Origin of the sequence: Streptomyces sp. H39-C1, from assembly GCF_027158125.1 — a bacterium.
Taxonomy (GTDB): Bacteria; Actinomycetota; Actinomycetes; order Streptomycetales; family Streptomycetaceae; genus Actinacidiphila; species Actinacidiphila fildesensis.
Genome location: NZ_JAPVLS010000017.1, coordinates 49,773 through 63,791, shown reverse-complemented (window position 1 = coordinate 63,791; position 14,019 = coordinate 49,773). Strand labels below are relative to the sequence as shown.

Sequence of the window (14,019 nt, the reverse complement as noted above, 5' to 3'; positions counted from 1 at the left end):
GTGGGGGGGGCCCGACCGGCATTTCGGCATGCATCGTTGGAAAGAAGGTCCACGCAGTCCACGCAGTCCACGCAGGACATCAACGATGGGTGCCGGATGGCGAGTTCCAGGCCGGACACATTTTGGAAATGCGGGAACCGAACGCTTGTCGGCGCCGCGCAGCGCGTATATAACGTTGTAAAGCCGAGTGGCGGGAGAGCCTCCTCAGCCGCCGGATCACCGGTATCGGCGCACGTCACCTCGCTGCCCGGGCACCGCGCTCCCCTCGCGCGGCGGTCCGCCGGCGTGCGCGCCCCGCAGAACTCCAGGACCGGACCACGTACTGCTCGGCGGCATCGCCGTCGTACCCAAGGAGTGTCGTGAGCATGACCACCCAGAGATCCCGCACCCTCGCCGCCGCCTGTGTACTCGTCGTGATGGCCGGGCTGGCGACCGCCGGCTGCTCGAAGCAGGAGACGACCGACAAGGCCACCGGCGACACCGGCGCGGAAGCGCAGACCGTCGCGCCCACCACCGGTGCCGCGGGCACGGGCTGCACGCTGCAGAGCTACGGCGCCACCAAGCTGGACCTCAAGAACGCGGTGGTCGGCTTCTCCCAGTCCGAGAAGGAGGCCAACCCCTTCCGGATCGCGGAGACCCAGTCGATCAAGGAGGAGGCCACCAAGCTCGGTGTGAAGAAGCTGCTCACCACCAACGCCCAGTCCCAGCTGCCCAAGCAGATCAGCGACATCCAGGACATGCTCTCCCAGGGAGCGCAGCTGCTCATCGTCGCGCCGCTCAACTCCGACGGGCTGGAGCCGGCGCTGCAGGCCGCCGCGGCCAAGCACGTCCCGGTCATCACCATCGACCGCAAGCTCAACGCCACCGCCTGCAAGGACTATGTGGCCTTTCTCGGCTCCAACTTCGTCGAGCAGGGCAAGCGCGCGGCCGACGCGATGATCAAGGCGACCGGCGGCAAGGGCAAGGTGGCGATCCTGCTCGGGGCGTCGGGCAACAACGTCACCACCGACCGCACCAAGGGCTTCGTGGACCAGCTCAAGGCCCAGGCGCCCGGACTGGAGATCGTCGCCCAGCAGACCGGCGAGTTCGCCCGTGACAAGGGCCAGCAGGTCATGGAGCAGCTCATCCAGTCCAAGCCGGACATCACCGCCGTCTACGCCGAGAACGACGAGATGGGCCTCGGCGCGGTCACCGCGCTCAAGGGCGCGAACAAGAAGCCGGGCAAGGACATCAAGATCGTGTCGGTCGACGGCACCCGCAACGCCGTCCAGGCGCTGGTCAACGGCGAGTACAACGCCGTCATCGAGTCCAACCCGCGCTTCGGGCCGCTGGCGTTCGCCACCGCCCAGAAGTTCTTCGGCGGCGAGGGCATCCCGGAGAACGTGATCATCTCCGACCGGGCGTACGACGACAGCAACGCCAAGGCGTCGCTGGGCGGGGCGTACTGACCCGGGCCCACAGCCCCGAGCCCGAGGCCGCAGGCCGCGCGACGGGCCGCCCCCGCACCGGCGCGGGCGGTCCGGACCCCCACCAGCTCTCCCCCGGAAGGCCACGACCATGGCACCATCCGAAGCCGTCGAGGCGGCGTCCGTGCCGGCCGGCACCGCGGAACCACCCGGCGCACCGGCCGTGTTGGAGGCCGTCCGCGTCAGCAAACGCTTCCCCGGCGTGGTGGCGCTCGACGAGGTGTCCTTCGCCCTGCGGGCCGGTGAGATCCACGCACTGGTCGGGGAGAACGGCGCCGGCAAGTCGACGCTGATCAAGCTGCTCACCGGCGTCCACCGCCCGGACGGCGGGGAGCTGCGGCTCGGCGACGCCCCGGTCTCGTTCCACCGCCCCTACGAGGCGCAGCAGGCGGGGATCTCGACCATCTACCAGGAGGTCAACCTCGTCCCCCTGATGAGCGTGGCCCGCAACATCTTCCTCGGCCGTGAGCCCAAGAACCGGTTCGGTCTGATCGACTTCCCCCGGATGCACCGCGAGGCCGCCGAGCTGCTGACCGGCTTCGGGGTCAGGGCCGATCCGCGCCGGCCGCTGCACACGCTCGGCGTCGGCACCCAGCAGATGGTGGCCCTGGCGCGGGCGGTGTCCGTGCGGGCCCGGGTGGTCGTGATGGACGAGCCCACGTCCTCGCTCGAACCCCGCGAGGTCGAGACGCTCTTCCGGGTGATCGGCGAGCTGCACGGCCGCGGCATCGCGATCGTCTACGTCAGCCACCGGCTGGACGAGCTGTACCGGATCTGCGACCGCGTCACGGTCCTGCGGGACGGCCGGCATGTGCACACCGGCGAGCTGCGCGAGCTCGACCGGATGCGGCTGGTGTCGATGATGCTCGGCCGCGAGATCGCGGAGGTCCGCCGGCACGGCACCACCGGTTTCGGCGACGGGCACCAGGCCGAACGTCGGCCCGTACTCACCGCGACCGGGCTGACCAGCGGGCAGGTACTGCGTGACGTCGGCCTGGAACTGCATCCGGGCGAAGTGCTCGGGCTGGGCGGGCTGCTGGGCTCCGGTCGCAGCGAGACCGCCAAGGCCGTGGCCGGGGCGCTGGCGCTGGACGGCGGCGAGATCAGCGTCGGCGGCCGCCCCCTGCGCCGGCTCACCCCCGCCGCGGCGATCAGGGCCGGGATCAGCCTGCTGCCCGAGGACCGCAAGGCCGAGGGCATCGTCCCCGGTCTGTCGGTCCGGGAGAACATCGTGCTCGCCGCGCTGCCCCGGCTCTCGCGCGCCGGGATCGTCTCGCGCGGGCGGCAGGACCGCATCGTCGACGTGTTCATGAAGCGGCTGCGGATCAAGGCGTCCAGCCCGGAGCAGAAGGTCGGCGAACTGTCCGGCGGCAACCAGCAGAAGGTGCTGCTGGCCCGCTGGCTCTGCCTGGAGCCCAAGGTCCTGCTGCTCGACGAGCCCACCCGCGGCATCGACGTGGGCGCCAAGGCCGAGGTGCAGGCGCTGATCGACGACCTCGCGCAGGAGGGTCTGGCGGTGCTGCTGATCTCCTCCGACATCGAGGAGCTCATCGAGGGCTCCGACCGCATCCTCGTCCTGCGCGGCGGCGCGGTGGCGGGCGAACTGACCGGCGACCGGGTCGAGGAGAGCGAACTCCTCGCCGTCCTGGCCGACGAGACAGCTGATGAGACAGCTGATGCGACAGTCGGTGCGACGAAGGGATCCGCGGCCCCCGAAGAACCCGCTGCCCCCAAGGAGGACCGGCGATGACCGATGTCCCCATCACCCTCTCCGCCCGCGGCCTCGACAGGTCCCGGGTCACCGGACTGCTCCAGCGGTACGGCGTCTACGGCGCCGTCGCCGCGCTCCTGGTCTTCAACGCGGTCTTCACCGACCACTTCCTGACCGTCGGCAATCTGCGCACCCAGCTCGTCCAGGTCTCCCCCATCGTCATCGTCGCGCTCGGCATGGCGCTGGTCATCGGCACCGAGGGCGTCGATCTGTCGGTCGGGTCCACGATGGCGCTCGCCAGCGCGCTGCTGCCGCTCTACCTCGGCTACGGCCTGGCCCCGGCGCTGCTGCTCGCGCTGTTCGCCGGGGTCGTGGTCGGCCTGGTGAACGGCTCGCTGGTCGCCCTCGTGGGACTGCAGCCCATCGTCGCCACCCTCGCGCTGTTCGTCGGCGGCCGCGGTCTGGCGCTGGTCATCGCGGACGGACAGCTCAAACAGATTCAGAACCGCGACCTGTTGGGCCTGGGCACCGACAGCCTGCTGGGCATCCCGCTGGTCGTCCTGATCGCCGGAGTGCTCGCGATCGTCATCGCGTTCCTCGTCCAGCGCACCACCTTCGGGCGGCAGCTGGTCGCGGTCGGCGGCAACCGGGCCGCCGCCGCGCTGGCCGGTCTGCCCGTCAAGCGCGTGCTGATCGGCGTGTACGTGGTGTGCGGTGTCCTGGCGGCGCTGGCCGGTGTCCTCGCCACCGCGCGGCTGACCGCCAGCGATCCCTCCGCGCTCGGCAATCTGATGGAGCTGTCCGCCATCACCGCCGTGGTCGTCGGCGGCACCCCGCTGACCGGTGGCTCGGTACGGGTCCTGGGCACGGTGACGGGCGCCCTGCTGATGCAGCTGCTGCACGCCACCCTGGTCACCCACAACCTGCACGACTCCACCGCCCAGATGGCCCAGGCGGCCATCATCCTCGTCGCCGTCTATGTCGCCCGGGAGCGTCGATCCCGATGAAATCCCTCGTCAAAGCCACCTCCGCACCCACCGTCCCCCGACAGGCGGCCCCGGCGTACGCCGCCCGCCCCACCGGCCGGCGGCGCGCGGCCGAACTGCTGCAGCGCCAGGGCGTCCTCGTGGTCCTGCTGCTGGTGGTTCTCGTCTCCTCGTTCGTCTTCCCGTCCTTCGCGAGCCTGGACAACGCGCGCGGCGTGACGGTCCAGGCGTCCTTCCTGTCGATCGTCGCCCTCGGGATGACGCTGGTGATCATCACCGGCGGGATCGACCTGTCCGTCGGTTCCGTCTTCGCGCTCGGCGGCGTGCTCGCGGCCTGGGCCTCGCAGTGGGGCGTGCTGCCCGCGCTCCTGGTGCCGCTCGCCGTCTGCGGGGCGATCGGGGCGGTGAACGGCCTGCTCGTCGCGCGGGCCGGCATGGCGCCGTTCATCGTGACGCTGGCTTCGCTGCTCGGCGCCCGTGGACTGCTGCTCGCCCTCACCCACGAAGGCGCCACCACCTATCTCGTGCCGCGCGGCTCGGCCTTCGCCGAACTGGGCGGCGGCAGCCTCGGGGGCTTCGGGTACCCGGTGTTCATCGCGCTGGCGCTGTTCGCGGGCGGCGGTCTGGTGCTGCAACGCACCTCGTTCGGCCAGACCCTGTTCGCGGTCGGCGGCAGCAGCGACGCCGCCACCTTGATGGGTCTGCCGGTGGCCAGGACGAAGGTCCTGGTCTACGTGCTGAGCGGGCTGCTGGCCGGGCTCGCCGGCGCGCTCAACGCCGCCCGGCTCTCCTCGGGCGTCACCATCATCGGGGTAGGGATGGAACTCGACGCCATCGCCGCCGTGGTGATCGGCGGCACGCTGCTGGTCGGCGGCGCGGGGTCGGTCTCCGGCACGCTGTGGGGTGTCCTGCTGCTGGCGGTGATCCAGAATCTGATCAACCAGATCGGCTCGCTGAACTCCTCCTACCAGTCGGTCGTCAGCGGCGGCTTCCTGATCCTCGTGGTGGTCGCCCAGCGCTATCTGTCCACGGCCCGCCGCAGTACCTGAACCCGCCCGGCTCCGCCGCCGGTCGTGGACCGGGCGGAGCCGGACGCAGCACACTGGGGCCGGAAACCGCCGGGTCTCAACAGCCGGGCCCCAACAGCCCGGATCTCGACAGCTCGGCCGAAGGAAGGACATTCGTGGGCGCCAGCCTCAAGGACGTCGCGCAGCTGGCGGGCGTTTCCATCAAGACCGTCTCGAACGTGGTCAACAACTATCCGCACGTCACTCCCGGAATGCGCGCGAAGGTGCAACGGGCCATCGACGAGCTCGGCTACCGCCCCAACCTGACCGCCCGGCATCTGCGCAAGGGCCGCACCGGAATCATCGCGCTCGCCGTCCCCGAACTGGGCAACCCGTACTTCGCGGAACTCGCGGGCGCCGTCGTCGACGCCGCCGCCCGGCACGACTACACCGTCCTGCTCGACCACACGGCGGGCGAACGGCAGAAGGAGATCCTGGTCTCCCAGGGCTTCCGCGCCCATGTCATCGACGGCCTCATCCTCAGCCCCATCGAGCTGGAGGCCGCCGACCTGCTGGGCCGGACCGATGACGCCCCGCTGGTGCTGCTCGGTGAGCGCGAGTACGACGCGCCCTACGACCAGATCGCCATCGACAACGTCTCCGCCGCGCGCACCGCCGTACGCCATCTCACCGGGCTCGGGCACCGCCGGATCGCGTTCCTCGGCGCCCGCAGGGAGAGCGCCAGGCAACCCGCCCATCTGCGGCTGCGCGGCTGGCGGGAGGAGCTGACCGCCGCCGGACTGCCCTGCGACGACTCGCTGGTGGCCGCCACCGACGGCTACGGCCGGGTCGACGGCGCCGCCGCCATGAACGCCCTGCTGGACCGCGGGGAGCGGCCCGACGCCGTCTTCGCGTACAACGACCTGATCGCGATCGGCGCGATGCGCGCGCTGACCGACCGCGGGCTGCGGGTACCGGACGATGTCGCCGTGGTCGGCTTCGACGACATCGAGGAGGGGCGGTTCTCGACCATCGCCCTCACCACGGTCTCCCCCGACAAGCAGGCCATCGCCCGGCTCGCGGTCGAGCGGGTGGTGGCCCGGCTCGCGGGCGCCCCCCACCTGGTGCCGGAGCGGATCCAGCCCGGCTACACGCTGGTGGCCAGGGAGTCCACCGCCCGCCGGCCGGGCTGATCCGGGCCGCCCTCCATGGGCACCGACCGCCGCGTATCCGTCCAGCACCGCACCCTTCCCGAGGACTCACCATGCCCCGACCCGCAGCGCACCGTGAACCGTTCGGCGTCACCCCGGACGGCCGGGCCGTGGACCGCTGGACGCTGCGGTCGGCGACCGGAGTCACCGCCGAGGTCCTCACCTACGGGGGCATCCTGCACGCCCTCACGGTCCCGGACCGCGCGGGCCACAGCTGTTCCGTCGTCCTGGCGCTGCCGGACCTGGAGAGCTACGCCGCACCGAACCCGTATGTCGGAGCCCTGGTCGGGCGCTACGCCAACCGCATCGCGGGCGGCCGGTTCACCCTCGACGGGCAGGAACACCACATACCGGCCAACGACCACGGGCACGCCCTGCACGGCGGCCCCGAGGGTTTCAACAGCCGGGTGTGGCAGGCGGAACCGGTCGGCGACGGCGCCGACGTACGGCTGACGCTGCGCAGCCCCGACGGCGACATGGGATTCCCCGGTGAGCTGACGGTGACGGCGACGTACGCGCTCGACGACCGGGGCACGCTCTCCGTCACCTTCGAAGCCGTCACCGACCGGCCGACGGTCATCAACCTCACCCACCACGCCTACTTCAACCTGGCGGGAACGGGAGCGGGGGTGGGGGCAGGGGCTGGGTCGGGGCCGGGCGCTGTGCTGGACCACTGGCTGAGCGTCGGCGCGGACAGCTATCTCCCGGTGTCGGCGGACGCGATCCCGCTCGGCCCGGCCCGGGAAGTGGCCGGCACGCCCTTCGACTTCACCGCACCTCGGCGGCTGGGCGACGGCCTGGCGACGGACCATCCGCAGCTGAAGGACGCCAACGGATACGACCATTGCTGGGTCCTGCGCCCGCCGGAGGGTCCTGACGGTCTGCGGGCCGCCGCCCTGCTGCGCGATCCCGCGTCCGGCCGGGAACTCCAGGTCTGGACGACCGAGCCCGGCCTCCAGGTCTATACGTCCAACCACCTCGACGGCTCGCTCACCGACGCCGAAGGCAACCGCCATGAGCGGCACGGAGCCGTCTGCCTGGAGACCCAGCACTTCCCCGACTCACCGAACCGGCCTTCCTACCCCACGACCGTGCTGCGTCCCGGCTCCGCTTTCCGCAGCCGCACCGAATTCCGCTTCCCCCACCTGCTCTGAGCGTGCGTCGGTGGTCCCGTGGGGCGGCGGTGTGCCGCCCCACGGAAGCCGGTCAGGAGCGCTGAACCGGTCAGGACGCGGTACAGGTCAGCGTGGGCGACGTGTTGGTGCCGCTCCAGGTGCCCTGGATTCCGAAGGAGGTCGACGCGCCGGGAGCGATCACGCCGTTGTACGCGAGGTTCGCGGCACTCACCCCCGTACCGGACTGCTGGACGGCCGCGTTCCAGAAGCTGGACACGTGCTGCCCGTCGGGCCAGGTCCAGTTGACCGTCCAGGACCTACTCGGCGCTGTCCCCGAATTGGTGACGGTGACGGTGGCGTTGAAGCCCGGGGTCCACTGGCTGTCGACATGCCAGCCCGCCACGCACCCGGACCCCCCGCCACCTCCGCCGGAGGCCGTGGTGGCGGTGACGGCACCGGACGCGGGCGAGGCGTTCCCGGCCGCGTCATGGGCCTTGACGGTGTAGACGTACGCGGTCGACGGGGTCAGACCCGTGTCGGTGTAGGTGGTCCCGGTACTGCTGCCGGCCAGCGCGCCGCCACGGTAGACGTCGTAGCCGGTGACGCCCACGTTGTCGGTGGCCGCGCCCCAGGAGAGGGAAGCGGTGCTGCTGGTGGTTCCGGTGACCGCGACGTTCGCGGGAGCACTCGGCGGCTGGGTGTCGCCGCCTCCGCCGCCGGAGCCGAAGGAGGGCGCCTTGATGCTGCTCAGATAGGCGTCCTTGGCGGTGTTGACGCTGGTCCAGTCGTCGTTGAGGATCCCGCCGGTGTCACCGGAGTTGGGGTTCCAGGACCAGAACGTCCACTGGAAGGCGTCGCCCCCGTACTGGGCCGTGGGCCGCAGATACTGCACCAGCGTCCTGAGCCAGGTCTGGTCCACGGAGGACTGCAGGGTGGTGCCGAACTCCCCCAGCCAGACCGGGGCGGTGTTCTGCTGGAAGAGATAGCCCCAGTTCTTGTTCCAGATGCCCGCCATGTTGTTGGGGAAGGTGGGGTCGCTGAACCAGGTCTGGGCGAAGACGCTGGTCGCGTAGTCGTGCGCGGAGTACACGAGCCGGTTGGCGACGTTCAGCCGGACCGGGTTCTGGCCGGCGCCCTGCAGGTTGCCGCCCCACCAGTACGAGTCGCCGTTGTAGGTCTGGATGCCCTCGACGAAGACGAGGAGGGACGGGTTGGCCGCGAGCACCGCGTTCCCGCCGCGCTCGGCCGCCAGCCGCCAGTCGACGGAGGTGTCGCCGCAGCCCCAACAGGCCGGATCGTGCGGTTCGTTGTGCAGATCGATGCCTATGACGGCGGGGTTGCCCCGGTAGCGGGTCGCGAGGGCGGTGAGGTCGCCGATCCAGGTCGACTCGGGGACCGCGCCGGTGTACCAGAGCGCCGACTGGGCGCTGGAGTCGGGACGGTGCCGGTCCAGGATGACCTTGAGGCCGATCGTCCCGGCATAGTTGACGATCTTGTCCATCACCTGGAGCGACGTCAGACCCGGGAGATCCGCGTTCATGCCGCCGGAGGTGTTGATGCCGTTCGGGACGGTGCCTTTGAAGATGTCGTCGCTGTACGGCAGCCGGATCGTGTTGTAGCCCAGCGACTTCATCTGGTCGATCATGCTCTTGTAGTCGCGCGACCAGAGGCCGTGCGGCACGTAGTTGGCGGTCTCGAACCCGAACCAGTTCACTCCGGCGATCCGGACCGGCTGGTTGGCCGCGTCCAGGATCTGCCGTCCGCTGGTGTGCCAGTAGCCCGCTCCGACGGCGGCTGCGGGTGCGGCTGAGGGTGCGGCGGGCTCGGTACGGGTGGGTAAGGCGGTGTCGGCGGCCTGCGCGCCCTGGGTTCCGGCGAGCGGGATGAGCAGCGCGGCCATGACCGCGACGGCGGTGCCGGCCGTGCGCAGTCGGCGCAAGAGATGGAACACGTCCCTGGTCCTCTCTGACGATTCAGCTCTTCTGACAGTTCAGCTCTGACGGTTTCAGCTCGGGATGGTGCGGCCCTGGTGGTGCGGCTCTGATCATTCACGTGTGGGAGCGCTTCCACTTATCTCGGAACTTCACCTCCGCAATCCGCGTCAAGGGACTGGTCAGGAGAAGGGATCTGCGGCACGATTCCTTCAGTTTTCATAGCAACGAACGACCACAGTGGCCCCGCGCCATAGAAGCGACGCCTGCAGACGGCGTCAAGATGCCGAACAGCGTTCATTTCTTGAACGAACATTCCTGATGCGAATCGAAGAGAAGTGGGCACGATGAACCGAAAAAATGTGGGAGCGCTCCCATATATCCGTCGTTGGACCACGTTCCTCACCGCCACGGCGGCCGCCATAGCGACCGCGCTCTGTGTCCTGTCCACTCCGGCCTCAGGCGCCACCACCACGACCGCCGACCACTCGGTCCCGGCCGCCACCCGCTTCTACACCGACCTCGACAGCAAGGCGGCGCACCAGGCGGTGGCCGACCTCAGGGCGCACGACTACGCCGGCGCCCTGTCCATGGCGAAGCTGGCCTCCTGGCCGGTCGCGCAGTGGTTCAACGGCACGAGCACGCCCCAACAGACGACCGCCGACATGGCGAAGCTGCAGGCCAAGGCCGCGTTGCAGGGCCAGGTGCCGGTGGCGGTGGCCTACAACGTGCCGGGCCGCGACTGCTCGCAGTACTCGGCGGGCGGCGCGTCGAACTCCACCGAGTACGCCGCGTGGATCGACGCTCTCGCCCGCGGCATCGGCAGCCACCGCACCGTCGTCATCCTGGAACCGGACGGTCTGGCACTGAGCCCGGCTTATTGCGGCGGCACCGCCGCCCAGCAGACGGACCGCATCGCCGAGATCCGTGCCGCCGTCCAACGACTGGAGCGGCAGTCCGGCGCGGTCGTCTATCTCGACGCCGGGCACAGCGCCTGGCAGAACGTGGGGGTGATGGCCGGATTGCTGGTCGAAGGCGGTATCGCCCAGGCACAGGGCTTCTTCCTGAACGTCTCCAACTACCAGACCGACGCGGACCTGATCCGTTACGGCACCCAGGTCGCGCAGTGCACCTGGTACCTGCGCAACGTTCCCGGTGCGACGGGCGGCGACTGCGCGAACCAGTACTGGCCGGCCGCCGACGCGGACGCCTGGTACGCGAGCCATGTGCCCGCCGCGGCCGTGCTCCCGCACTTCGTGATCGACAGCAGCCGCAACGGCCAGGGCCCGTGGACCCCGACCGCCGACTACAGCGACCCGCAGACCTGGTGCAACCCTCCAGGACGCGGACTGGGCACCCGTCCGACCAGCAACACCGGCGTCCCGCTGCTCGACGCGTTCCTGTGGATCAAGGTCCCCGGGGAGTCCGACGGCAGTTGCACCCGCGGCACTTCGGGAACCACCGATCCGGAGTACGGCATCACCGACCCGGCCGCCGGCGTCTGGTGGGCGGACCAGGCCCACGGTCTGGCGGAACGGGCTCGTCCAGCCCTGACCTGGAACCTGGGTCGGCCGTAAACCGGTACGCGGTGCGGCACACCTGACCGGACCGCACCGCGTGCCTCCAGGCCCCCCCGGCGTTCTCAACGCATCTCCCCGCACCCGGCCACCACCAACGCCACCCCGTCCGACCGGACCCTCGCGGTTCCGGTCGGACGGGGTGGCGTTGCGCTTTACATCGTTAAATGACAACGACGGACCATCCCGCCCCTGTACCGACGGTAAAACTCCAGGCCGCGCCGGTGCCGCACCCTTGCCGGGTCCCCCACAACCCCCGTACCGCAGTGGCTGATTGCTGCCGGAGGTCTGGACAGTGACTTGGCGGCGTGCTGTCATTCCGCTGGACATGGCATTTCCAACGTTAGAAGAACTGCTTCCAACACCCCCTGCCACAGAAGGACTTGCACGGCACCGACGGACCCAGCACGGCCCACCCCCACGAAGGAGCCGCTCTGATGAAACGCCCACCCGGCACCGGGAACCCGCCCTGGCGGCGCCGGCTCGTCTCCGCGTTCGCGGTCCTGGCGCTCGCCACCGGCGCGCTGGCCGCGCTCGGTCCGGCGCCGGCCAGTGCCGCCACCTGGTCGCCGAAGCCCTCCCCCATGACCACCCCCTGGACGAACCAGGTTTCGGTCGACAACCCGCTGCCCGAGTACCCCCGCCCCCAGCTCACCCGGCCCGACTGGGCCAATCTCAACGGCATCTGGGATTTCGCCGTCACCGGCCGTGACGCCGGCCAGCCCGCAGTGTTCGGCGAGCAGATCCGCGTCCCGTTCGTCGCCGAGTCCGCACTTTCGGGCATCCAGCGCAAGATCACCCAGAACGACAAGCTCTGGTACAAGCGCACGTTCACCGTCCCCTCCACCTGGAACGGCCGCCGCGTACAGCTCAACTTCGGCGCCTCCGACTGGCAGACGACGGTGTGGGTCAACGGCCGTCAGGCCGGGGCGGTGCACAAGGGCGGCTACGACGCCTTCAGCTACGACATCACCTCGCTGCTGACCGGCGGTTCCAACACCGTCGTGGTCTCCGTCTACGACCCGACCCAGACTGGCGGCCAGGCCGTCGGCAAACAGCGGATCAACGATGTCGCCCCGCACCCGGGCGGCGGGATCTTCTACACCGCGGCCTCCGGAATCTGGCAGACCGTCTGGCTGGAGCCCGTCGCCGCCGCGCACATCACCCGCGTGGACATGACTCCGAACCTGGCGAACAACACGCTGCGCGTCACCGTCAGAGGCGACGGCATCAGCGGCCAGAGTGCCAGGGTCACCGTCTCCGCCGCGGGCGGCACGGTCGGCACCGCGACCGGACCCGTCGGCACCGAGTTCTCCGTCGCCGTTCCCAACGCGCATCGGTGGAGCCCGGACGACCCGTTCCTGTACGACGTGCGCGCCGATCTCACCAGCGGCGGCGCGACCGTCGACTCGGTCGGCAGTTACACCGGGATGCGCTCGATCGCGCTCGCCAAGGTCGACAACATCATGCGGCCCGTCCTGAACGGGAAGTTCGTCTTCCAGAGCGGCACCCTCGACCAGGGTTTCTGGCCCGACGGCATCTACACCGCGCCGACCGACGCCGCGCTCAGGTCCGATCTGCAGGCGCACAAGGACCTGGGCTTCAACATGGTCCGCAAGCACATCAAGGTCGAACCGCAGCGCTGGTTCTACTGGGCCGACCGGCTCGGCCTGCTGGTGTGGCAGGACATGCCCGCCATGGACACCGGCAAGTCACCGGACAGCGCGGCGCGTGCCCAGTGGGAGACCGAGTTCCACGCCGTCATCGACCAGCACCGCAGCTCCCCCGCGCTGATCCAGTGGGTGGACCAGAACGAGGGCTGGGGCCAGTACGACCAGGCCCGTATCGCCAATGACGTCAAGGCCTACGACCCGTCCCGCCTCGTCGACAACATGAGCGGCGTCAACTGCTGCGGCTCCGTCGACGGCGGCAACGGGGACGTCGTCGACAACCACAACTACGTCGGGCCGGGCAACACCGCTCCCAGCCCCACCCGTGCCGCCGTGCTGGGTGAGTACGGCGGGCTCGGCTTCAAGGTGGCGGGCCATGAGTGGTATCCGGGTGGCGGTTTCAGCTACGAGGACCAGCCGACCCTGACGGCCCTCAACGACCGGTTCGCCGGGCTGCTGGACGCCATCCGCCTCAACCAGCTGCCCGCCGGCCTCTCCGCGTCGGTCTACACCGAGATCACCGATGTCGAGAACGAGGTCAACGGCCTGCTCACCTACGACCGCCAGGTGATGAAGGTCGACGCGGCCCGGGTGAAGGCCGCCAACCAGGCACTGATCAGCGCCTCCCTAAACCCGCCGCCACCGGTCGTCCTCCCCGTCGGCCAGTACAAGTCCCTGCGGGTCACCACACCGGGCTTCACCAACCGGTATCTGCGGCACACCAACGCACTGGCCTACACCGAGGTCGTCGACGGCAACAGCAGCGCGGTGCTGAAGAGCGACGCGACGTGGAAGATCGTCACCGGCCTCGCCAACAGCGCCTGCTACTCCTTCGAATCCCACAACTTCCCCGGCGAGTTCCTCCGCCACCAGAACTTCCGGGTCCGGCGGGATCCCGACGACGGATCGGCGCTCTTCAAGGCCGACGCCACCTTCTGCGCCGTCCAGGGCAACGGCGGCGTCCGGTTCTCGGCCGCCAACTACCCGGGGAGCTATATCCGGCACATCAACGCCGAGGTCTGGCTGGCCACTCCGGGCGGCGGTCACACCTGGGACAACCCGGCCACCTTCACCGAGGACACCACCTGGGCCGTCGACCCGCCCTGGGCGCCGTGAGCTGACCACGACGCCGAACCACGGGACGCCCTGACCGGCGGCTGGAAGGGGTTCGCCTCCCTTCTCACCCCTCCAGCCGCCACCCGGCGCCCCGCGTGTGACCCACCGCACACGGAAATCCGGGCGGCCCGGGGATTGCACGGACCGCCGCCGCCCTCTCCACCGGCACAGGGACAAAGGCACAACACACGGAAGGCGGTCCCATGCCGGTCCAGAGGACACCCGGAGC

General features: G+C 70.1%; 9 protein-coding genes. 8 read left to right on the top strand and 1 reads right to left on the bottom strand.

Annotated elements, in window-relative coordinates:
* Nucleotides 1-365: 365 nt before the first annotated feature.
* The 6 genes from O3W51_RS14060 (at nucleotide 366) to O3W51_RS14035 (ending at nucleotide 7,535) form a co-directional block, all read left to right on the top strand.
* Entirely contained in the window at nucleotides 366-1,448 is a 1,083-nt protein-coding gene (locus O3W51_RS14060; protein ID WP_198357603.1) for an ABC transporter substrate-binding protein, read from the top strand.
* Nucleotides 1,449-1,557: 109 nt separating this feature from the next.
* Nucleotides 1,558-3,216: a sugar ABC transporter ATP-binding protein gene (locus O3W51_RS14055; protein ID WP_269285995.1), complete on the top strand. Its 1,659-nt coding sequence runs from the start codon at nucleotides 1,558-1,560 to the stop codon at nucleotides 3,214-3,216.
* Nucleotides 3,213-4,184: an ABC transporter permease gene (locus O3W51_RS14050; protein WP_138354216.1), complete on the top strand. Its 972-nt coding sequence runs from the start codon at nucleotides 3,213-3,215 to the stop codon at nucleotides 4,182-4,184. The genes O3W51_RS14055 and O3W51_RS14050 overlap by 4 nt, the downstream gene beginning before the upstream one ends.
* Nucleotides 4,181-5,212, top strand: coding sequence for an ABC transporter permease (locus O3W51_RS14045; protein ID WP_138354217.1), 1,032 nt, complete (start codon nucleotides 4,181-4,183; stop codon nucleotides 5,210-5,212). Before O3W51_RS14050 ends, O3W51_RS14045 begins: the two co-directional genes overlap by 4 nt.
* Before the next feature lie 134 nt (nucleotides 5,213-5,346).
* Complete coding sequence (locus O3W51_RS14040) at nucleotides 5,347-6,363, top strand: LacI family DNA-binding transcriptional regulator (protein WP_138354218.1); 1,017 nt, start codon at nucleotides 5,347-5,349, stop codon at nucleotides 6,361-6,363.
* A gap of 71 nt (nucleotides 6,364-6,434) precedes the next feature.
* Nucleotides 6,435-7,535, top strand: coding sequence for an aldose epimerase family protein (locus O3W51_RS14035; protein WP_138354219.1), 1,101 nt, complete (start codon nucleotides 6,435-6,437; stop codon nucleotides 7,533-7,535).
* 70 nt (nucleotides 7,536-7,605) lie between these two features.
* On the opposite strand, the gene O3W51_RS14030 is transcribed toward O3W51_RS14035, so the two are convergent.
* Nucleotides 7,606-9,396, bottom strand: a complete 1,791-nt coding sequence (locus O3W51_RS14030) for a cellulase family glycosylhydrolase (protein ID WP_138354253.1) — start codon at nucleotides 9,394-9,396, stop codon at nucleotides 7,606-7,608.
* A 393-nt stretch (nucleotides 9,397-9,789) separates the two neighbouring features.
* On the opposite strand from O3W51_RS14030, the gene O3W51_RS14025 reads away from it, so the two are divergent.
* Together O3W51_RS14025 and O3W51_RS14020 are read left to right on the top strand one after the other, a co-directional pair.
* Nucleotides 9,790-11,004 carry a glycoside hydrolase family 6 protein gene (locus O3W51_RS14025; protein WP_269285991.1) on the top strand — a complete coding sequence of 405 codons (1,215 nt, stop codon included), beginning with the start codon at nucleotides 9,790-9,792 and terminating at the stop codon, nucleotides 11,002-11,004.
* Nucleotides 11,005-11,441: 437 nt separating this feature from the next.
* Nucleotides 11,442-13,790: an AbfB domain-containing protein gene (locus O3W51_RS14020; RefSeq protein ID WP_269285989.1), complete on the top strand. Its 2,349-nt coding sequence runs from the start codon at nucleotides 11,442-11,444 to the stop codon at nucleotides 13,788-13,790.
* The last annotated feature ends 229 nt before the right edge of the window (nucleotides 13,791-14,019 follow it).

Coding starts and splice junctions, on each gene's coding strand:
- O3W51_RS14020 (WP_269285989.1), top strand. CDS start 11,442: ATGAAACGCCCACCCGGCACCGGGAACCCGCCCTGGCGGCGCCGGCTC.
- O3W51_RS14045 (WP_138354217.1), top strand. CDS start 4,181: ATGAAATCCCTCGTCAAAGCCACCTCCGCACCCACCGTCCCCCGACAG.
- O3W51_RS14060 (WP_198357603.1), top strand. CDS start 366: ATGACCACCCAGAGATCCCGCACCCTCGCCGCCGCCTGTGTACTCGTC.
- O3W51_RS14055 (WP_269285995.1), top strand. CDS start 1,558: ATGGCACCATCCGAAGCCGTCGAGGCGGCGTCCGTGCCGGCCGGCACC.
- O3W51_RS14030 (WP_138354253.1), bottom strand. CDS start 9,396: ATGGCCGCGCTGCTCATCCCGCTCGCCGGAACCCAGGGCGCGCAGGCC.
- O3W51_RS14050 (WP_138354216.1), top strand. CDS start 3,213: ATGACCGATGTCCCCATCACCCTCTCCGCCCGCGGCCTCGACAGGTCC.
- O3W51_RS14035 (WP_138354219.1), top strand. CDS start 6,435: ATGCCCCGACCCGCAGCGCACCGTGAACCGTTCGGCGTCACCCCGGAC.